This window comes from Aeromonas sp. QDB62, from assembly GCF_027705695.1.
In the GTDB taxonomy this organism is placed as follows: domain Bacteria; phylum Pseudomonadota; class Gammaproteobacteria; order Enterobacterales; family Aeromonadaceae; genus Aeromonas; species Aeromonas allosaccharophila.
The window spans coordinates 1-21,103 of record NZ_JAPDCD010000052.1; the positions used below are offsets into that span (position 1 = coordinate 1).

General features: G+C 56.6%; 17 protein-coding genes and 3 tRNA genes. 17 read left to right on the forward strand and 3 right to left on the reverse strand.

The genetic code is table 11. The features are described from left to right. Positions 1-123: 123 nt before the first annotated feature. Positions 124-1,479 carry a TrkH family potassium uptake protein gene (locus tag OKC27_RS19910; protein WP_182938702.1) on the reverse strand — a complete coding sequence of 452 codons (1,356 nt, stop codon included), beginning with the start codon at positions 1,477-1,479 and terminating at the stop codon, positions 124-126. Then, a complete protein-coding gene (locus OKC27_RS19915; protein WP_042063820.1) occupies positions 1,476-2,129 on the reverse strand; it encodes a potassium channel family protein in 654 nt (217 codons plus the stop codon). The genes OKC27_RS19910 and OKC27_RS19915 overlap by 4 nt, the downstream gene beginning before the upstream one ends. Before the next feature lie 127 nt (positions 2,130-2,256). Here OKC27_RS19915 and murB point away from each other — a divergent pair, with 127 nt between their 5' ends. Then, positions 2,257-3,294: a UDP-N-acetylmuramate dehydrogenase gene (murB, locus tag OKC27_RS19920; protein WP_182938703.1), complete on the forward strand. Its 1,038-nt coding sequence runs from the start codon at positions 2,257-2,259 to the stop codon at positions 3,292-3,294. Then, complete coding sequence (gene birA / locus OKC27_RS19925) at positions 3,291-4,256, forward strand: bifunctional biotin--[acetyl-CoA-carboxylase] ligase/biotin operon repressor BirA (RefSeq protein ID WP_182938704.1); 966 nt, start codon at positions 3,291-3,293, stop codon at positions 4,254-4,256. The genes murB and birA overlap by 4 nt, the downstream gene beginning before the upstream one ends. 80 nt (positions 4,257-4,336) lie before the next feature. Here birA and coaA read toward each other — a convergent pair whose 3' ends face one another. Continuing rightward, a complete protein-coding gene (gene coaA, locus OKC27_RS19930; protein WP_042063823.1) occupies positions 4,337-5,275 on the reverse strand; it encodes a type I pantothenate kinase in 939 nt (312 codons plus the stop codon). A gap of 263 nt (positions 5,276-5,538) precedes the next feature. Between coaA and OKC27_RS19935 the strand changes: the two genes are divergently transcribed. The 15 genes from OKC27_RS19935 (at position 5,539) to tusD (ending at position 21,098) form a co-directional block, all read left to right on the forward strand. Further along, positions 5,539-5,623, forward strand: a tRNA-Tyr gene (locus OKC27_RS19935). Positions 5,624-5,661: 38 nt separating this feature from the next. Beyond that, positions 5,662-5,736: transfer RNA gene (locus tag OKC27_RS19940), tRNA-Gly, on the forward strand. 172 nt (positions 5,737-5,908) lie between these two features. Continuing rightward, positions 5,909-7,093, forward strand: coding sequence for an elongation factor Tu (gene tuf / locus OKC27_RS19945; RefSeq protein ID WP_042657281.1), 1,185 nt, complete (start codon positions 5,909-5,911; stop codon positions 7,091-7,093). A 53-nt stretch (positions 7,094-7,146) separates the two neighbouring features. Further along, positions 7,147-7,223: transfer RNA gene (locus OKC27_RS19950), tRNA-Trp, on the forward strand. Positions 7,224-7,283: 60 nt separating this feature from the next. Continuing rightward, a complete protein-coding gene (gene secE, locus OKC27_RS19955; RefSeq protein WP_005306322.1) occupies positions 7,284-7,655 on the forward strand; it encodes a preprotein translocase subunit SecE in 372 nt (123 codons plus the stop codon). 9 nt (positions 7,656-7,664) lie between these two features. After that, positions 7,665-8,216: a transcription termination/antitermination protein NusG gene (gene nusG, locus OKC27_RS19960; RefSeq protein ID WP_042058251.1), complete on the forward strand. Its 552-nt coding sequence runs from the start codon at positions 7,665-7,667 to the stop codon at positions 8,214-8,216. A 134-nt stretch (positions 8,217-8,350) separates the two neighbouring features. Further along, complete coding sequence (rplK, locus tag OKC27_RS19965) at positions 8,351-8,779, forward strand: 50S ribosomal protein L11 (protein WP_026456244.1); 429 nt, start codon at positions 8,351-8,353, stop codon at positions 8,777-8,779. A 4-nt stretch (positions 8,780-8,783) separates the two neighbouring features. After that, positions 8,784-9,485, forward strand: coding sequence for a 50S ribosomal protein L1 (gene rplA / locus OKC27_RS19970; protein ID WP_042058253.1), 702 nt, complete (start codon positions 8,784-8,786; stop codon positions 9,483-9,485). A 256-nt stretch (positions 9,486-9,741) separates the two neighbouring features. Then, positions 9,742-10,242, forward strand: a complete 501-nt coding sequence (gene rplJ / locus OKC27_RS19975) for a 50S ribosomal protein L10 (RefSeq protein WP_033135317.1) — start codon at positions 9,742-9,744, stop codon at positions 10,240-10,242. 51 nt (positions 10,243-10,293) lie between these two features. Beyond that, positions 10,294-10,656, forward strand: a complete 363-nt coding sequence (gene rplL / locus OKC27_RS19980; protein WP_033135318.1) for a 50S ribosomal protein L7/L12 — start codon at positions 10,294-10,296, stop codon at positions 10,654-10,656. Between the two features lie 224 nt (positions 10,657-10,880). Continuing rightward, on the forward strand, positions 10,881-14,909 hold the full coding sequence (rpoB, locus tag OKC27_RS19985) for a DNA-directed RNA polymerase subunit beta (RefSeq protein ID WP_270806641.1): 4,029 nt from the start codon (positions 10,881-10,883) through the stop codon (positions 14,907-14,909). A gap of 91 nt (positions 14,910-15,000) precedes the next feature. Further along, positions 15,001-19,305, forward strand: a complete 4,305-nt coding sequence (gene rpoC / locus OKC27_RS19990; protein WP_270806643.1) for a DNA-directed RNA polymerase subunit beta' — start codon at positions 15,001-15,003, stop codon at positions 19,303-19,305. 194 nt (positions 19,306-19,499) lie between these two features. Continuing rightward, positions 19,500-20,216 carry a helix-turn-helix transcriptional regulator gene (locus OKC27_RS19995; RefSeq protein WP_058053596.1) on the forward strand — a complete coding sequence of 239 codons (717 nt, stop codon included), beginning with the start codon at positions 19,500-19,502 and terminating at the stop codon, positions 20,214-20,216. A 24-nt stretch (positions 20,217-20,240) separates the two neighbouring features. Next, a complete protein-coding gene (locus OKC27_RS20000) occupies positions 20,241-20,621 on the forward strand; it encodes a RidA family protein (protein ID WP_042019309.1) in 381 nt (126 codons plus the stop codon). 84 nt (positions 20,622-20,705) lie between these two features. Beyond that, positions 20,706-21,098: a sulfurtransferase complex subunit TusD gene (gene tusD / locus OKC27_RS20005; protein ID WP_075112885.1), complete on the forward strand. Its 393-nt coding sequence runs from the start codon at positions 20,706-20,708 to the stop codon at positions 21,096-21,098. Positions 21,099-21,103: the final 5 nt, after the last annotated feature.

Consider the following 21,103-nt stretch of genomic DNA (forward strand, 5'->3'; position numbering starts at 1 on the left):
AAACCAATCAACAGGTTTCGGATTTTTACACATCAGGAGGATCGGTCAATGGATCCTTAACTGATCGGCATTAGGGCCATGTGCCCCTCTCTCTTTTTTATCGCGGTAATGGCTTGGCTCCACTTAGCCGGTGTAGACGTTCTCTTCCGGATAACGGATGCGGGTCTCGACCGGGCGGGCCAGCATAAAGGCCAGGGTCAGGGGACCGAGACGGCCGCAGATCATCACCAGCACCAGGATCAGCTTGCCCGGCTCGCTCAGGGAGGCGGTGATGCCGGTAGAGAGGCCGACGGTGGCAAATGCCGAGATGGTCTCGAACATGATTTTGTCGAACGGCAGATCCTCGGTCACCATCAGCAGGAACATCGCCAGCATCAGCACCATGGTGCTGACGATGATGATGGCCAGCGATCGGGTCACGATCTGGGGTGACAGGGTGCGGCCAAAAGCGGTGACATGGGGCCGTTTGGTCAGAAACGCCTTGGTCGCCAGCAGCACGACTGCGAAGGTAGTCACCTTGATACCGCCACCGGTCGAAGTCGCACCGGCACCGATAAACATCAGCATCATCAGGAACAGCAGCGCCGCCGGGGTCATCAGCCCGATATCGATGGTATTGAAACCGGCGGTACGGGCACTGGCAGAGTGGAAGAAGGCCGCCAGCAGCTGGCCACCGAAACCTGCCTTGCCGAGGGTGCCCGGGTTGTTGTGCTCCAGCAGCCAGAACATCAGGGTACCGGCCAGCAACAGCGCCGGGGTCATCAGCAGCATCAGCTTGCTGTGCAGCTTCAGCTTGCGCCAGCGGCGGTTGCGCACCAGATCGACGATGACGGTAAAGCCGATCCCCCCGAGGATCAGCAGACCGGCGATGGTCAGGCTGATGATGGGGTCGTCTCTATAGTCCATGAGATTGTTGGCAAACAGCGAGAAGCCGGCGTTGTTAAAGGCCGATACCGCGTGGAAGAAGCTGACATAGAGGCCGTGCACCCACCCCATCTCGGGCACCCAGCGGATCGCCATGATGCCGGTGCCGATCAGCTGGGCAATAAAGGCGAACAGCACGATACGTTTGACCAGCTGGATGATGTTGACCGAGCCCTCCTGTCCCAGCGCCTCCTTGGCCAATACCTGTTGGCGCAGACCGACCCGTTTGCTGAAGATGGCGATCAGCAACAGGGTCATTGTCATCTGGCCCAGTCCGCCGATCTCCATCAGCATCAGCAGGAAAATCTGCCCCTGCAGGGTGAAGGCGCTGCCGGTGTCCACCACGCCAAGACCCGTCACGCTGATGGCCGAGGTGGCGGTAAACAGGGCGTTGACGAAGGTGACCTCGCCATTGTGGCTGGAGGGTTGCACCAGAAAGATGGTGCCAACCAGCAGGATGAACAGGAAGCTGCCGAGGATCAGCCTTGCCTCGCTCCAGCGGGAGTCCTGCTCCCGATGCAGCGCAAAGGCGTAGCTGCTGCGCCAGTTGATCATAGGGTTTCGAGCCAGTGGTCGATGGCGTGCTTGTTGCCCGCGAGGATCAGGATGTCGCCAAGTTGCAGCTCCATCTTGCCGGTCAGCACGTTGTGCAGCACTTCACCGCGCTTGATGGCGAGCAACTGGAAATCGCTCTGCTGCAGCAGGTGAAGGTCCCCGAGCGCCTTGCCATTTTGCGGCAGGCCGATGACAAACTCGGTCAGCACCATGTTGTGGCCCAGCTCCAGATAGTCGAACAGCCGGTTGTCCAGCATGCTCTGGGCGACCCGGCGACCCATGTCCCACTCCGGGTTGATCACCTTGTCGGCGCCCACTTTCTGCAGGATCTTGGCGTGGAACTTGTCACGCGCCTTGACCCACACCTTCTTCACGCCCGCCTCTTTCAGGACGAGGGTGGTTAGGATGCTGGTCTCCAGGTTGTCGCCGATGGCGACGAAGACGATATCGAAATGGGCCAGTCCCAGTTCGGCGACAGTGGCCTCATCAGTGGCGTCAGCGACGATGACGTGATTGCAGAGAGCGGCGATTTGACGGGTCTTGCTCTCGTCGATATCGATGGCCAGCACTTCGGCATCTTGCCGTTGCAGCTCTTCACATAACGCGCTGCCAAACAGGCCCAGGCCGATGACGGCAAACTGGTTGTTCATGAGTTGTTCCTCAACAGTTGAAGCCGTCTACTGTAAACCACTGTTATTGCCCCGCAAAGGGCCCGAGTTTTTCGTCAGGGGGTAACTTGAGGTAGACTGCGTCCTTGCACCAAGCCGGGATAGACCGATGAAACTGAATGCCAACGCCTCCTTGTTGAAGCTCAACACCCTTGCCCTCGATGCTTATTGCCTCTGGCTGGCCGAGGTGGAGCAGGTTGCCGATCTGGCGACCCTGCGTGCCGATCCGCAGCTCAACCAGCTGCCACGCCTCAATCTGGGCGGCGGCAGCAACATGCTCTTCACCACCGATTTTCTCGGTCTGGTGGTGCTTAACCGGCTCAAGGGGATTGCCGCTGAAGATGGTGGCGATCACTGGTTGCTGCATGTGGCGGCGGGTGAGGATTGGCATCAGCTGGTACGCCACTGCCTCCTGCAGGGCTGGTATGGGCTGGAGAATCTGGCGCTGATCCCCGGTACGGTCGGTGCGGCGCCGGTGCAGAACATTGGCGCGTATGGCGTAGAGCTGGCTGACTTCTGCGCCTATGTCGAGGCGTTCAACTGGCAGAGCGGCGAGATTGAGCGGATCGCGGCGGCAGAGTGCCACTTCGGTTATCGCGACAGCATCTTCAAGCACGAGTATCAGGATTCCCACCTGATCACCGCAGTCGGGCTCAAACTGCCCAAGGCGTGGCAGCCGGTGCTGGGCTATGGCCCGCTGGCGGCGCTCGGTGACACACCTTCTGCGCAGGCCATCTTCGATACCGTCTGTGCCACCCGCATGGCCAAACTGCCGGATCCCGCCGTGCTCGGCAATGCGGGCAGTTTCTTCAAAAATCCGGTGGTGCCTGCGGCGCTGGCGAAGTCGCTCAAGGCGCGCTATCCGCAGATGCCCTGCTATCCGGCCGGAGAAGGGCAGGCCAAGCTGGCGGCGGGCTGGCTCATCGATCAGTGCGGCCTGAAAGGCTTCGCCATCGGCCGCGCCGCCGTCCATCAGGAGCAGGCGCTGGTGCTGGTCAATCTGGGGGGCGCCAGCGCCATGGAGCTGATCGCGCTGGCGGCCCATGTTCGCGATAGCGTGGAACAAAAGTTTGGCGTGGCACTGGAGCACGAGGTGCGCTTCATGGGGCCGCAGGGCGAAACCTGGCTCGACGAGGTGCTCTCATGACCTTGACTCCCATCAGACAGACCCTGATCACCCTGCTCAGCGACGGCCAGTTTCACTCCGGCGAACAGTTGGGCGAGCAGCTTGGCATCAGCCGGGCGGCGGTGAGCAAACACATGGCGGCGCTCAAGGAGCTGGGGCTGGATCTGTTCAGCCTGACCGGCAAGGGCTACCGGCTGGCGGTGCCGATGGCGCTCTATGATCAGGCCACCTTGCAAGCGCTGGCCCCGATGGCGCCGGTGCACTGTTTTCCGGTTATTGGCTCGACCAATCAGCACCTGCTGGATCGGGTCAATGATCTGCGCTCCGGCGAGAGTTGTCTGGCCGAGTGCCAGACCGCCGGGCGCGGTCGCCGTGGCAAACCCTGGATTTCGCCGTTCGGTTGCCAGCTGATCCTCAGCATGTACTGGCGACTCGAACAAGGCATGGCGGCGGCCATGGGGCTGAGTCTGGCGGTCGGTGTTGCTGTGGTCGAGGCGCTGGAATCCCTTGGCTATCAGGGCGTCGAGCTCAAGTGGCCGAACGACCTCTACTATCAGGGCCGCAAGCTGGCGGGGATACTGGTGGAGATGAGCGGTAGCGCTGGCGCCAGCTGTCATCTGGTGATCGGCATCGGTCTCAATCTGGCGATGCCTGCCCGCGAAGGGGAGAAGATCGATCAGGCCTGGGCCGAGCTGCGCCACATCAATCCGGAACTGGTGGATCGCAATCAGCTGGCGGCCCGGATGATCGTCCATCTGCAGCTGGCGCTGCACACCTTTGAGCAGCAGGGTCTGGCAAGTTTTGTCGATGACTGGAACCGGCTCGATCACTTTGCCGGTCGCCCGGTGCGCCTGTTGATGGGGGATCAGGAGATCCGCGGCATCGCCCGTGGCATCGATGATCGCGGCGCCCTGCGCCTGGAGACGGGTGAAGGGGTCAAATTCTATCTGGGGGGCGAGCTCTCCCTGCGCCGGGGCGACTGAGGGCCAGCAAGGCCGCTGATGATGCCAAACAGAAGAGGGGGCCTGCGGGCCCCCTCTTCGTTATCCGGCAATCGCTGCCATCATTTGCGCAGCTTGATTTGCTCGATGGCGTGCTCATGGCCCTTGGTCATGATCAGGTTGGCACGCTCACGAGTTGGCAGGATATTTTCCTGCAAATTCAGATAGTTGATGTCTTGCCAGATATTGCTGGCGATCCGGGTCGCCTCACTCTCCGCCAGCTTGGCGTAGTTATGGAAGTAGGAGTCGGGATCCGAGAAGGCACCGCTGCGGAATTTCAGGAAGCGTTCGATATACCAGGTACGCAGCAGTTCGGCATCGGCATCCACATAGATGGAGAAGTCGACGAAGTCGGAGACAAAGACCCGATGGGGCTCCTGGGGGTAGTCCATGCCGCTTTGCAGCACATTGAGTCCTTCCAGGATCAGGATGTCCGGCTGCTCCACCACCTTCTTCTCATCGGGAATGATGTCGTAGATGAGGTGGGAGTAGACCGGCGCTTCGACCTTCTCGTGACCGGCGCGGATATTGGCGACAAACTCCACCAGATGGCGGATGTCGTAGGATTCCGGGAATCCCTTGCGGCGCATCAGGCCGCGCTCTTCCAGTACCTTGTTGGGATAGAGGAAGCCATCGGTGGTGACCAGCTCTACCCGCGGATGTTCCGGCCAGCGCTCCAGCAGCGCCTGCAGAATACGGGCCGTGGTGCTTTTGCCCCCCGCCACGCTGCCAGCAATGCTGATGATATAGGTACCCTTGCCGCGGGACTGACCGAGGAACTGCTCCAGTACCCGGCTGCGACGTTGCTTGGCTTTGACATAGAGATTGAGCAGGCGGGAGAGGGGCAGGTAGATCTCTTCCACTTCCCGCAATGACACCTTCTCGTTGATCCCGCGCAGGGTCTGCAGATCGTGTTCGGTCAGGGTCAGGGGGACCGAATCGCGCAATAACGCCCATTGATCGCGGGTGAATTGCAGATAGGGGTTATGCTCTGTCGTCATGGTGTCATCACTGTTTCTTGGGCACGGCGACCATACACCAAGGGGGGGGGAGCGACAAGGGACGCAGCAGGATTGGCTTGTTTGCCCCCGCTTTTTTGCAAACTTCCCGGCAATAAAGCATATTTTGCCGGGTTCAATGGTTGCATCCCCCAAAACCTTACAATAAAATGCGCGACGCTTGACTGTCTGTCGTCTATTTGCCGTGCAAAAGCGATAAAAACAACGGGTGCAAGCAGAATTACCGTTGTGACAATCTGGCGTCTGGAGGGGTTCCCGAGCGGCCAAAGGGATCAGACTGTAAATCTGACGGCTCTGCCTTCGAAGGTTCGAATCCTTCTCCCTCCACCATATTTCTCTGCGGTTTGAGTTCTTTGGGTTAGAGAAATGCGGGCATCGTATAATGGCTATTACCTCAGCCTTCCAAGCTGATGATGCGGGTTCGATTCCCGCTGCCCGCTCCAAGATGCTGATATGGCTCAAGCGATACCAAGAGCTACACCCTCGGGTGAGGTCGGCAGTCGAATCTGCCTGTCAGCACCAGCCTCTCTTCCCCACCAGATTCAAATCCATCATATAAACTGTTCTGTGGTTAGCTTGCCACCGCGTACTCAGCGTTAGTTTAGAGGGACGATCATGTCTAAAGAAAAATTTGAGCGTAATAAACCGCACGTTAACGTGGGTACCATCGGCCACGTTGACCACGGTAAAACCACCCTGACTGCAGCTATCACCAACGTGCTGGCCAAGCACTTCGGTGGTAAAGCTTTCGCCTTCGACCAGATCGACAAGGCACCGGAAGAGCGTGAGCGTGGTATCACCATCAACACCTCCCACGTAGAATACGACACCGCTACCCGTCACTACGCTCACGTAGATTGCCCGGGTCACGCCGACTACGTTAAAAACATGATCACCGGTGCTGCCCAGATGGATGGCGCGATCCTGGTAGTAGCAGCGACTGACGGCCCGATGCCGCAGACTCGTGAGCACATCCTGCTGGGTCGTCAGGTTGGTATTCCGTACATGATCGTGTTCATGAACAAGTGTGACATGGTTGATGACGAAGAGCTGCTCGAACTGGTCGAGATGGAAGTTCGTGAACTGCTGACCGAATATGACTTCCCGGGTGATGACCTGCCGGTAGTTCGTGGTTCCGCGCTGAAAGCGCTGGAAGGCGATGCTGCATGGGAAGAGAAGATCATCGAGCTGGCTCACCACCTGGATACCTACATCCCGGAGCCGGAGCGCGCAATTGACCTGCCGTTCCTGATGCCTATCGAAGACGTATTCTCTATCGCTGGCCGTGGTACCGTAGTTACCGGTCGTGTAGAGCGCGGTATCGTTAAAGTCGGTGAGACTGTAGAAATCGTTGGTATCAAAGATACCGTTTCTACCACCTGTACCGGTGTTGAAATGTTCCGTAAGCTGCTGGACGAAGGTCGTGCAGGCGAGAACATCGGCGCACTGCTGCGTGGCGTGAAGCGTGAAGACGTAGAACGTGGTCAAGTACTGGCCAAGCCGGGTTCAATCAAGCCGCACACCAAGTTTGAATCTGAAGTGTACGTACTGTCCAAAGAAGAAGGTGGTCGTCATACCCCGTTCTTCAAAGGCTACCGTCCGCAGTTCTACTTCCGTACTACCGACGTGACCGGTACCATCGAACTGCCGGAAGGCGTTGAAATGGTAATGCCAGGCGACAACATCAAAATGGTTGTTACCCTGATTGCCCCGATCGCAATGGACGACGGCCTGCGTTTCGCTATCCGTGAAGGTGGCCGTACCGTAGGTGCCGGTGTTGTAGCCAGCGTAATCGCTTAATCTTTGGCTTACATAAATAAAGCAAAGCCCCTATAATAGGGGCTTTCTTGTGTAGGGGCGTAGTTCGAATTGGTAGAACAGCGGTCTCCAAAACCGATGGTTGCGGGTTCGAGTCCTGCCGCCCCTGCCATATACCTCGTCTCGTACGGGGCTTTTGTGTCTTTGGTTACGTCAGATACAGGTGGGTTGTATGAGTGTTAGTTCTGAGAGCCAGGGCGGAAGCAAGGATACCCTGCTTTGGGGCCTGGTTTTCATTATCCTGGCGGCCGCTGTAGTGGGTAATTACCTGCTCAACGATGTTGTCGCTGCCGTCCGCGCCCTGGGTGTGGTCGTTGTCATTGCTGCTGCCGGTGCAGTAGCCCTGCAAACCACCAAGGGAAAGGCAACACTGGCATTTGCCCGTGAGTCTCGCCTGGAAGTCCGCAAGGTCGTATGGCCGACCCGTCAGGAAGCCATTCAGACAACCCTGATTGTGCTGGCGGTGACCGCCGTGATGGGGCTGCTGCTGTTCGTTCTGGACGGTGCCTTGGTCTGGTTGGTCAACCTGATTACCGGTGTGTAAGGATAAGCCATGACTGAACAACGTGAACAACGTATGAGATGGTATGTCGTGCAGGCTTTTTCCGGCTATGAAGGCCGTGTAGCCAAGTCCCTGCGCGAGCATATCAAGATGCATGGCATGGAAGACATGTTCGGTGAAGTACTGGTCCCGACCGAAGAAGTGGTCGAGATGCGTGCTGGCCAGAAGCGCAAGAGTGAGCGCAAGTTTTTCCCGGGTTATGTCCTGGTCCAGATGATGATGGATGAAACCACATGGCACCTGGTGCGTAACGTGCCACGCGTAATGGGCTTCATCGGCGGTACTTCCGACCGTCCGGCACCGATCTCCGACAAAGAGGCCGATGCCATCCTGAACCGTCTGCAGGATGCCCACGACAAGCCGCGTCCGAAAACCCTGTTTGAACCGGGTGAAATGGTGCGGGTTGCCGATGGTCCGTTTGCCGACTTCAACGGTACCGTTGAAGAGGTCGATTATGAGAAGAGCCGCGTGAAGGTCTCTGTACTGATCTTCGGTCGTTCTACTCCTGTTGAACTGGATTTTGGTCAGGTCGAAAAGGGCTGATTGAATTCTGTACGTTTAACGGTTGTCAGGGGCAGCGATTATCTCTATAATTCGCTGCCCCTTTATTAGTTGGGGAGCCGTTTGCAGGAGCAAGTCTCCGAGGCGCTAGAACCCATTTTTGAGGTAATTTCCTAATGGCTAAGAAAGTCACAGCTTATATCAAGCTGCAGGTTGCTGCTGGTGCAGCCAACCCGTCTCCTCCCGTTGGTCCTGCACTGGGTCAACACGGTGTGAACATCATGGAATTCTGTAAGGCGTTCAACGCTCGTACAGAGAAGCTGGAAAAAGGTTCACCGACTCCGGTCGTGATCACCGTTTACAGTGACCGTTCCTTCACCTTCGAAACCAAGACTCCGCCTGCTTCCTTCCTGCTGAAGAAAGCTGCTGGTATCAAGTCTGGTTCTGCCAAGCCGAACAAAGACAAGGTTGGTAAGGTGACCGTAGCCCAGCTGCAAGAAATCGCCAAGACCAAAGAACCGGATATGACCGGTGCCGATCTGGATGCAAAAGTACGTTGCATCGCAGGCTCCGCTCGTTCCATGGGTCTGGTAGTGGAGGATTAAGACAATGGCTAAACTTTCCAAGCGTATGCGCGTTATTCGCGAAAAAGTTGACGGTACCAAAGAGTACTCCATCAACGAAGCCATTGCCCTGCTGAAAGAACTGGCTACCGCCAAGTTCGTTGAAAGCGTTGACGTTGCTGTCAACCTGGGTATCGACGCTCGTAAATCTGACCAAAACGTACGTGGTGCTACTGTACTGCCGCACGGTACCGGTCGTGATGTACGCGTTGCCGTATTTACTCAAGGTGCCAACGCCGAAGCAGCTAAAGCTGCCGGTGCTGACCTGGTAGGTATGGATGACCTGGCCGATCTGGTTAAGAAAGGCGAGATGAACTTCGACGTCGTGATCGCATCCCCTGATGCAATGCGCGTTGTTGGTCAACTGGGTCAAATCCTGGGCCCGCGCGGCCTGATGCCGAACCCGAAAGTTGGTACTGTAACTCCTAACGTTGCTGAAGCGGTCAAGAACGCCAAAGCCGGTCAGGTTCGTTACCGTAACGACAAGAATGGTATCATCCATACCACTCTGGGTAAGGTTTCTTTCGACGAAGTTCAGCTGAAAGAAAACTTGGAAGCTCTGCTGGTTGCCCTGAAAAAAGGCAAACCCTCTTCCGCCAAAGGTATCTTCATCAAGAAAGTCAGCATCTCCACCACCATGGGTGCCGGTGTTGCCGTAGACCAAGCTTCTCTGGAAGCTCAGGCCTAATTGATGGGTTTTACAAGGCGCAAAATTTAATCTATAATTTTGCGCCTTGATTGGTTGGGGGTTTCGACCTCCGTCCAAGACCGCAGGAGGCTGCAAAGCCTTAATGTTTCCTGCGTAGACGGTGCCGGAAACCCAGCGAGAAAGTTTCTTTCTCTTCTGGAATCCTGCTACCGCATCGTTCCCCTCTGTTGTAAAGGTAGGGGGGATGTGTCTGTACTGGGTCAATAGACCCGGATTCAATCCAGGAGTTAAGCCAATGGCATTGGGACTCGAAGACAAAAAGGCAATTGTTGCTGAAGTCAACGAAGCTGCCAAAGGCGCTCTGTCTGCAGTTGTAGCCGATTCTCGCGGTGTGACTGTAGATAAGATGACCGTCCTGCGTAAAACCGCTCGCGAAGCTGGTGTGTACATGCGCGTTGTGCGTAACACCCTGCTGCGTCGTGCAGTTGAAGGTACCGAATTCGAGTGCCTGAACAACGCATTTACCGGTCCTACCTTGATTGCTTTCTCTAACGAACACCCGGGCGCTGCTGCTCGTCTGTTCAAAGAGTTTGCCAAAGCGAACCAAAAGTTCGAAATCAAGGCTGGCGCTTTTAACGGTGAGTTTATCGCCGCAGCACAAATTGATCGTCTGGCCACGCTGCCGACCTACGACGAAGCGATTGCGAAGTTGATGGCGACTATGAAAGAAGCCTCTGCTGGCAAGCTGGTTCGTACCATCGCTGCTGTGCGTGATCAGAAGCAAGCTGCTGCTTGATTCTCGCCTATCTAGGCTGTTTGAGTTTATTCAACATCAGGAATTTTTGTCATGTCTATCACTAAAGACCAAATCATCGAAGCCGTTGCTTCCATGTCTGTAATGGAAGTTGTTGAGCTGATCGAAGCTATGGAAGAGAAGTTCGGTGTTTCTGCCGCTGTTGCTGTTGCTGCCGGTCCGGCTGCTGAAGCAGTAGAAGAGAAAACCGAGTTCGACGTAGTTCTGACCGCTGCTGGCGCCAACAAAGTTGCCGTCATCAAAGCCGTTCGTGGCGCTACCGGTCTGGGCCTGAAAGAAGCCAAAGATCTGGTTGAAGCTGCCCCGGCTAACCTGAAAGAAGGCGTGTCCAAGGACGAAGCTGAAGCTCTGAAGAAGCAGCTTGAAGAAGCTGGTGCTTCTGTTGAGATCAAATAATCTGCATTTATGTAGATTAGCCTGATAAAACAGGCTAGGGCTGGTGAATATTTGTTCACCAGCCTTTTTGCGCTGTAGACTGAGAGCATTTCACACCGTTTACGACTCTCGGTGCACCAGCAATCCGGACTGTTTCCATTCGTCCGGGCCAACACAAAACGGTGTTGAGACAGAGCTGTCCTGCGGGACAGAGTGGGTCACTTATCAGCGAGCTGAGGAACCCTATGGTTTACTCTTATACCGAAAAAAAACGCATTCGTAAGGACTTCGGTAAGCGAGACCAGGTACTGGACACGCCTTATCTGTTGTCCATTCAGCTGGACTCCTTCAAGCAGTTCATCGAGGCTGACCCGGAAGGTGAATATGGCCTAGAGGCCGCTTTCCGTAGCGTTTTCCCGATCACCAGTTACTCCGGTAGTGCTGAGCTTCAGTATGTCAGCTATCGCCTGGGTGAGCCGGTATTTGACGTAAAAGAATGCCAGATCCGTGGAGTGACCTACTCCGCGCCGCTGCGTGTCAAGCTTCGTATGGTTCTGTACGATCGTGAAGCAGCTGCCGGCACCGTCAAAGACATCAAGGAACAAGAAGTATACATGGGCGAAATTCCGCTCATGACCGAGAACGGCACCTTTGTTATCAATGGTACCGAGCGGGTTATCGTCTCCCAGCTGCACCGCAGCCCGGGCGTCTTCTTCGACCACGATAAAGGCAAAACTCATTCATCCGGTAAGGTACTGTATAACGCTCGCGTTATCCCCTACCGTGGCTCCTGGCTGGACTTCGAGTTCGATGCAAAAGACAACCTGTTTGTCCGTATCGACCGTCGTCGCAAACTGCCAGCATCCATTATTCTGCGCGCTCTGGACTTCACTTCCGAACAGATCCTGGCCACCTTCTTCGAGACCATCGGTTTTGAAGTAAAAGATGGCAAGTTGATGATGGATTTGGTGCCAGAGCGTCTGCGTGGTGAAACTGCGACCTTTGACATCGTGGCCAATGGCGCCGTGGTGGTTGAGACCGGTCGTCGTGTGACTGCGCGTCACATCCGTCAGTTGGAAAAAGATGCCGTTACCCAGATTGAGGTACCGGTTGAGTATGTTGTTGGCAAAGTTGCTGCCAAGGACTACGCACATCCGCAAACTGGCGAGATGGTCGTGACCGCCAACCAGGCACTGAGCCTGGAAGCGATCGCCAACCTGTCCCAAGCCGGCTTCAAGCACTTCGAGGTTCTGTTCACCAACGAACTGGATCACGGTGCCTACATGTCCGAGACCCTGCGTGTCGACTCCAGCTCCAACCGTTTGGAAGCGCTGGTCGAGATCTATCGCATGATGCGTCCGGGCGAGCCGCCTACTCGCGAAGCTGCAGAACAGCTGTTCGAAAACCTGTTCTTCTCCGCCGAGCGTTACGACCTGTCTACCGTAGGTCGGATGAAGTTCAACCGCCGTCTGGGTCGTGAAGACGAGACTGGCGCTGGCGTACTGACCAAAGACGACATCGTTGAAGTCATGAAGCGCCTGATCGACATCCGTAACGGCAACGACGAAGTGGACGATATCGACCACCTGGGTAACCGTCGTATCCGTTCTGTCGGTGAAATGGCCGAGAACCAGTTCCGCGTCGGTCTGGTGCGTGTCGAGCGTGCGGTCAAGGAGCGTCTCTCCCTGGGCGACCTGGACACCCTGATGCCGCAGGATCTGATCAACGCCAAGCCGATCTCCGCCGCAGTCAAAGAGTTCTTTGGTTCCAGTCAGCTGTCCCAGTTTATGGACCAGAACAACCCGCTCTCCGAAGTGACCCACAAGCGTCGTATTTCCGCGCTGGGCCCGGGCGGTTTGACTCGTGAGCGTGCCGGCTTTGAAGTCCGAGACGTACACCCGACTCACTACGGTCGTCTGTGCCCTATCGAGACTCCTGAAGGTCCGAACATCGGTCTGATCAACTCGCTGTCCGTGTACTCTCGTACCAACGAGTACGGTTTCCTCGAGACCCCGTATCGCAAGGTCATTGACGGTGTGATCACCGACGAAGTGGACTACCTGTCTGCTATCGAAGAAGGCAAGTACGTGATCGCACAGGCTAACGCCGCGACCACCGAAGATGGCCGTCTGAAAGATGAATTGATCCCGTGCCGTCATAAAGGTGAATCCACCTTTATGAACGCCGACCAGATCCAGTATATGGACGTGAGCCCGCAGCAGATCGTATCTGTGGCAGCGGCTCTGATCCCGTTCCTGGAACACGATGACGCGAACCGCGCATTGATGGGTTCAAACATGCAACGTCAGGCTGTACCGACTCTGCGTGCTGACAAGCCGCTGGTAGGTACCGGTATGGAACGCGCTGTGGCCGTTGACTCCGGTGTAACCGTAGTGGCCAAGCGTGGCGGCGTAATCGACTATGTCGATGCCTCCCGTATCGTCCTGAAGGTCAATGAAGATGAGCTGATGCCAGGCGAAGCCGGTATCGACATCTACAACCTGACCAAATACACCCGTTCCAACCAGAACACCTGTATCAACCAGCGTCCTTGCGTGATGTTGGGTGAGCCGGTGATGGCTGGCGACGTACTGGCTGACGGCCCGTCCACCGATCTGGGTGAACTGGCACTGGGTCAGAACATGCGCGTCGCGTTCATGCCGTGGAACGGTTACAACTTTGAAGACTCGATCCTGGTGAACGAGCGTGTTGTTCAGGAAGATCGCCTGACCACCATCCATATCCAGGAACTGGCCTGTATCTCCCGTGACACCAAGCTGGGTCCGGAAGAGATCACTGCTGACATCCCGAACGTGGGTGAAGCCGCTCTGTCCAAGCTGGACGAGTCCGGTATCGTCTACGTGGGTGCCGAAGTGAAGGGCGGCGACATTCTGGTCGGTAAGGTAACGCCGAAAGGTGAAACCCAGCTGACGCCGGAAGAGAAGCTGCTGCGCGCCATCTTCGGTGAGAAGGCCTCCGATGTGAAGGACTCCTCCCTGCGTGTACCGAACGGTGTGTACGGTACCGTGGTTGACGTGCAAGTCTTTACCCGCGATGGCGTGGAAAAAGACAAGCGTGCCAAAGAAATCGAAGAGATGCAGCTGAAGGAAGCGAAGAAGGACTTGACCGAAGAGTTCAAGATCCTGGAAGACGGCATTTTCGGCCGCTCCCGCAACCTGCTGCTGGCCGCCGGTTACAGCGAAGATCGTCTGAACAAGCTCGATCGCTCCAAGTGGTTTGAACTGGCCATCGAAGACGAAGGCAAGCAGACCGAACTGGAACAGATCGCTGAACAGCACGTTGAGCTGAAAGCCGAGTTCGACAAGAAATTCGAGAACAAGCGTCGCAAGATTATCCAGGGTGATGATCTGGCGCCGGGCGTACTGAAAATCGTCAAGGTTTATCTGGCAGTCAAGCGTCGCATCCAGCCGGGTGACAAGATGGCGGGCCGTCACGGTAACAAGGGTGTTATCTCCAAGATCTGTCCGGTCGAGGATATGCCCCATGACGAGTTCGGCCGTCCGGTCGACATCGTACTGAACCCGTTGGGTGTACCATCCCGTATGAACATCGGTCAGATCCTCGAAGTGCACCTGGGCCTTGCGGCCAAGGGTATCGGCGAGAAGATCGATCGCATGGTCAAAGAGCAGCGCGAGCTGTACGAGATGCGCAACTTCCTGCAACAGGTCTATGACCTGGGCGAGAAGGACACCCAGCAAGTGAACATCGCCGAACTGTCTGACGACGACGTACGTATCCTGGTGGGTAACCTGCGTAAGGGTCTGCCGGTTGCTACTCCAGTGTTTGATGGTGCCAAAGAGCGCGAAATCAAAGCCCTGCTGAAGCTGGCCGACCTGCCGGAATCCGGTCAGATTGACTTGTTCGATGGCCGTACCGGTAACCGCTTCGAGCGTAAAGTAACCGTTGGTTACATGTACATGCTGAAGTTGAACCACTTGGTCGACGACAAGATGCACGCGCGTTCTACCGGTTCTTACAGCCTGGTTACCCAGCAGCCGCTGGGTGGTAAGGCTCAGTTCGGTGGTCAGCGTTTCGGTGAGATGGAAGTGTGGGCCCTGGAGGCTTACGGTGCGGCATATACCCTGCAGGAAATGCTGACCGTCAAGTCTGACGATGTGAATGGCCGTACCAAGATGTATAAGAACATCGTGGATGGCGACCACCGTATGGAGCCGGGCATGCCCGAATCCTTCAACGTATTGCTGAAGGAAATCCGCTCTCTGGGTATCAACATCGAGCTGGACGAAGAGTAAGAGCTCGCTCTTATTGTTCGAGAATTGACGTGGGCGCCCCGCTGTTTTGGCAGCCGGGGCGCCGAGGTTAGACTCCTGACAGGGGAAACACGTGAAAGACTTACTCAAGTTTTTGAAGGCTCAGACCAAGACCGAAGAGTTTGACAGTATCAAGATCGGTCTGGCCTCTCCTGACATGATCCGCTCCTGGTCATTCGGTGAGGTCAAAAAGCCTGAGACCATCAACTACCGGACTTTCAAGCCGGAACGTGATGGTCTGTTCTGCGCCCGCATCTTCGGACCGGTGAAGGACTACGAGTGTCTGTGCGGCAAGTACAAGCGCCTGAAACACCGTGGTGTGATCTGTGAGAAGTGCGGCGTTGAAGTGACCCAGACCAAGGTCCGTCGTGAGCGTATGGGCCACATCGAGCTGGCCAGCCCGACTGCCCACATCTGGTTCCTGAAGTCCCTGCCGTCCCGTATCGGTCTGCTGCTGGACATGACCCTGCGCGACATCGAGCGCGTGCTTTACTTCGAATCTTTCGTGGTAATCGAGCCGGGCATGACCAACCTCGAACGTAGCCAGATGCTCTCTGAAGAGCAGTACCTGGATGCGCTGGAAGAGTGGGGCGACGAATTTGACGCCAAGATGGGTGCCGAAGCAATCCTGGCATTGCTGCGCGCCATCGATCTGGAAGGTGAAGTCAAAACCATGCGTGAGGAGCTGGATCAAACCAACTCCGAGACCAAGCGCAAGAAGACCACCAAGCGTCTGAAGCTGATGGAAGCTTTCCTGCAGTCCGGCAACAAGCCGGAGTGGATGATCATGACAGTGCTGCCTGTGCTGCCGCCGGACCTGCGTCCGCTGGTACCACTGGACGGCGGCCGTTTCGCGACTTCCGATCTGAACGATCTGTACCGTCGCGTGATCAACCGTAACAACCGCTTGAAGCGTCTGCTGGATCTGGCTGCTCCGGACATCATCGTGCGCAACGAAAAGCGTATGCTGCAAGAGTCCGTCGATGCGCTGCTGGATAACGGCCGTCGCGGTCGTGCCATCACCGGTTCCAACAAGCGCCCGCTGAAATCCTTGGCCGACATGATCAAGGGTAAGCAAGGTCGTTTCCGTCAAAACCTGCTGGGTAAACGGGTCGACTACTCCGGTCGTTCCGTTATCACCGTAGGCCCGACCCTGCGCCTGCATCAGTGCGGTCTGCCGAAGAAAATGGCGCTGGAACTGTTCAAGCCGTTCATCTATGGCAAGCTGGAAACCCGCGGTCTGGCGACCACTATCAAGGCCGCCAAGAAGATGGTGGAGCGCGAGGAAGCTGTCGTTTGGGATATCCTGGACGAAGTGATCCGCGAGCACCCGGTGCTGCTGAACCGTGCACCGACCCTGCACCGTCTGGGTATCCAGGCATTCGAACCGACTCTGGTCGAAGGCAAGGCAATCCAGCTGCACCCGCTGGTTTGTGCTGCGTATAACGCGGACTTCGATGGTGACCAGATGGCGGTCCACGTACCGCTGACTCTGGAAGCCCAGCTGGAAGCGCGTGCGCTGATGATGTCTACCAACAACATCCTGTCGCCTGCCTCCGGTGAGCCGATCATCGTTCCTTCTCAGGACGTGGTCTTGGGTCTGTACTACATGACCCGTGCCCGTATCAACGCCAAAGGCGAAGGTATGGTGCTGGCCGGCCCGAAAGAAGCCGAGAAAGTTTATCGCGCCGGTCTGGCCGATCTGCATGCTCGTGTGAAAGTACGCATTACCGAATACCTGCGTCAGGAAGACGGTTCTCTGCGTGAACACACCGAGATGAAGAACACCACCGTTGGTCGTGCGATCCTGAGCCTGATCCTGCCGAAAGGCATGGAATACGCCCTGATCGACGAGCCGAAGGTGCTGACTGCTGCAGAGCAGGCTGACCTGGATGCCAATCCGCAGAACTGGATCAAATCCGTATCCAACAAGGCGCTGGGCAAAAAGCTCATCTCCCGTCTGCTGAACACCTGCTATCGCAAGCAGGGCCTGAAGGACACCGTTATCTTCGCTGACCAGCTGATGTATACCGGTTTCCACTATGCGGCCCTGTCCGGTGCTTCCGTTGGTATCGATGACATGGTCATCCCGGATGCCAAGAAAGACATCATTGCGGCAGCCGAAGCCGAAGTTGCCGAGATCCAGGACCAGTTCCTGTCCGGTCTGGTGACTGCGGGCGAACGTTACAACAAGGTTATCGATATCTGGGCCAGCGCCAACGAGCTCGTCTCCAAGGCCATGATGGAGAACTTGTCCAAAGAGCGTAACGTCAACTCGCTGGGTGAAGAAGAAGAGCAGGCATCGTTCAACAGCATCTTTATGATGGCCGACTCTGGTGCGCGTGGTTCCGCCGCCCAGATCCGTCAGCTGGCCGGTATGCGTGGCCTGATGGCCAAGCCGGATGGCTCCATCATCGAGACGCCGATCGTCGCGAACTTCCGCGAAGGTCTGAACGTATTGCAGTACTTTATCTCCACTCACGGTGCTCGTAAGGGTCTGGCGGATACCGCACTGAAGACGGCTAACTCCGGTTACCTGACTCGTCGTCTGGTAGACGTGGCACAAGACATGGTGATCACCGAGGACGATTGCGGCACTACCGAAGGTCTGTGGATGACTCCGCTGATCGAAGGTGGCGACGTTGTCGAACCGCTGCGTGAGCGCGTGCTGGGCCGTGTGGTTGCCGATGACGTGATCAAGCCGGGTACTGAAGATGAGGTGCTGGTAGCACGTAACACCCTGCTCGACGAGCAGCTGTGTGACCTGCTGGAGCAAAACTCTGTTGACCGCGTGAAGGTACGTTCTGCCATCACCTGTGAAACTGACTTCGGTAACTGTGCTCACTGCTACGGCCGTGATCTGGCCCGTGGTCACCTGGTTAACAAAGGTGAGGCTGTCGGTGTTATCGCCGCCCAGTCCATCGGTGAGCCGGGTACCCAGCTGACGATGCGTACGTTCCACATCGGTGGTGCGGCATCCCGTGCTGCTGCCGAGAACAGCATCCAGGTCAAGAACACCGGTACCATCAAGCTGCAGAACGCCAAGTTCGTTCACAACAGCGATGACAAACTGGTTATCACCTCCCGTTCTACCGAACTGACCATCATGGACGACATGGGCCGTACCAAGGAAAGCCACAAGCTGCCTTACGGTTCCGTGCTGGAAGTGAAGGACGGCCAGGCTGTGAACGCTGGCGAGACCGTTGCCAACTGGGATCCGCACACCCACCCGATCATCACCGAAGTGGCAGGTCGCCTGCAGTTCGAACACATGATCGATGGCGTGACCATCACTCGTCAGACCGACGAGCTGACCGGTCTCTCTTCTATCGTCGTACTGGATGTCAACGAGCGTCCGAGTGCCGGTAAAGAGATGCGTCCGACCGTTAAACTGGTCGACCTGAACGGCAAAGACGTGATGATCCCGGGTACCGATGTAGCCGCCCAGTACTTCCTGCCGGGCAAGGCGATCGTGAACCTGGAAGATGGTGCCAACGTGGGCGTGGGTGACGCGGTAGCGCGTATCCCGCAAGAGTCCGGCGGTACCAAGGACATCACCGGTGGTCTGCCGCGCGTTGCGGATCTGTTCGAAGCACGTCAACCGAAGGAACCGGCAATTCTGGCCGAGATCTCCGGTACCATCTCCTTCGGGAAAGAGACCAAGGGCAAACGCCGTCTGGTCATCACCCCGACTGATGGTGGCAACGTCTACGAAGAGATGATTCCGAAGTGGCGTAACCTGAACGTGTTCGAAGGTGAAAAAGTTGAGAAGGGTGAAGTGCTGGCGGACGGTCCTGAGTCTGCTCACGACATCCTGCGTCTGCGCGGTATCAGCCCGGTCGCCAACTACATCGCCAACGAAGTGCAAGACGTTTACCGTCTGCAAGGCGTTAAGATCAACGACAAGCACATCGAAGTCATCGTTCGTCAGATGCTGCGCAAGTGCGAGATCCTGAGCGCTGGCGATACCGATCTGATCGAAGGCGAACAGGTTGAAGTTGCTCGTGTGAAGATTGCCAACCGTAAGCTGGTTGCCGAGGGCAAGACCCCTGCGACCTTCCGTCATGTACTGATGGGTATTACCAAGGCATCTCTGAGCACCGAGTCCTTCATCTCTGCGGCTTCCTTCCAGGAAACCACTCGCGTTCTGACCGAAGCCGCCGTTGGTGGTAAGCGTGATGAACTGCGTGGTCTGAAAGAGAACGTCATTGTGGGTCGTCTGATCCCGGCTGGTACCGGCTTTGCCTACCACCATAGCCGGATCAACCAGCGTGCTGCCGCAGCTCGTGCTGTTGGTACCCCGCAGGTGACCGCTGATGAAGCTCAACAGAACCTGGCGGATCTGCTGAACGCAGCCGGTAGCTTCGACGAAGAGTAACTCGTCATCCGTGATTAAAAAGGGCTCCTTCAAGGAGCCCTTTTTGTTGGCCAATTCCTCGGCAAAGGTAGGCACCGCGCGGGTTTCAGGATGATCCAGAGCAAAGTTGTAGAGTAAAAAATCAAAAAAAGTTGACTTTACTCCCCTGCAATTTAAAACTCGGGAAAGTTGAATGGTTATTACAGGGGTAGAACATGACTGTCGGTATCGAGGAAGCGATGCTTCCCGAAGAACAGCTGATCGGCCGCACTTTTACAGATGAAGACAGGGAATTGTTGCGCTCATACGATGGGCTCATCGATGGCTTGGCCGAGCTGTTCGGCAAGCATTGTGAAGTGGTACTCCACTCCCTGGAAAATCTGCACGAGTCGGTGATCAAGATCGCCAACGGATTCAATACCGGACGCACCCTCGGGGCGCCCATCACCGATCTCGCCCTGCGCATGCTCAAGGATATCGAGAGCACTGGCCAGGATTACACCCAGAGCTATTTCGCTCGCAGCCGCACCGGTGCGCTGATGAAGTCGAGCACCATTGCCATTCGCAACAGCGAGCGGCAAGTAGTGGGGCTTATCTGCATCAACCTGCACATCAACGCGCCTTTCCACGAGTTCGTGGCCGAATTTTTCCCGACGCCCCAGCAGGCGGCGCGTCAGTCACCCGAGACCTTCGCCAACAGTGTGGAAGAGCTGGTTGCCCAGACGGTGGATAACACCATCGACGAGATCAACCGCGATCCCACCGTGGCCAACAATGCCAAGAACCGCTTCATCGTGACCCAGCTGTTCGAGAAGGGCATTTTCGACATCAAGGATTCGATCAATCTGGTGGCGGACAAACTCAATATTTCAAAACATACCGTTTATCTTTACATCCGACAGCGCAAGCAGGGTGAAGACGAAAACGAGTAACTCATTCCAGAAGGGGATAGATGAATGGCTAAAGAAGTGATTGCAACCGACAAGGCGCCTGCCGCGATTGGTCCGTATGTTCAGGCTACCAAGGTTGGCGAGATGATCTTCACCTCCGGGCAGATCCCGCTCGATCCTGCCACCATGGAAATCGTGGCTGGCGGCATCGAAGAGCAGGCCGAACGGGTGATGAAGAATCTGGTTGCCGTGTTGCACGCTGCCGGTGCCGATGCCAGCAACGTGGTTAAAACCACCTGCTTCCTGAGCGACATGAACAACTTCGTTGCCTTCAACCAGGTCTATGCCCGCTACTTTGGCGATGCCGCGCCAGCCCGCTCCTGCGTGGAAGTGGCCCGTCTGCCGAAAGATGTGCTGGTCGAGGTCGAGGCGATTGCCCATCTCTGATCAACGGATCGCAGCAAGCCCCTCCTGGCAGGGGCTTTTTTGTTTTTGGCGTAAAATGGACCGGGTCAGCACAGGAGTCCTGCTATGAGTCTGAGTTTTGCCATCCTGGTCACGGGGCCTGCTTATGGCACCCAGTCGGCCAGCACCGCCTATCGCTTTGCCCGCACACTGTTGGCGCAGGGGCATACCTTGTCCCACCTGTTCTTCTATCAGGATGGGGTCTGCAACGGCAACGGTCTGCACCTGCCTGCATCCGATGAGACCGACCTGGTGCGTCTGTGGCGAGAGCTGGCAGAAGAGCAGGGGATCCGTATCGACGTCTGTGTCGCCGCCGCCATGCGGCGCGGTGTGCTCGATGAGCAGGAGGCCAAGGGGGCAGGGCAGGCGCACTTCAATCTGCAAGCGCCGTTTTGCCTGAGCGGTCTGGGCCAGTTGGCCGAGGCGGCACTCACCGCCGATCGACTGGTTCAGTTCTAGGGGGA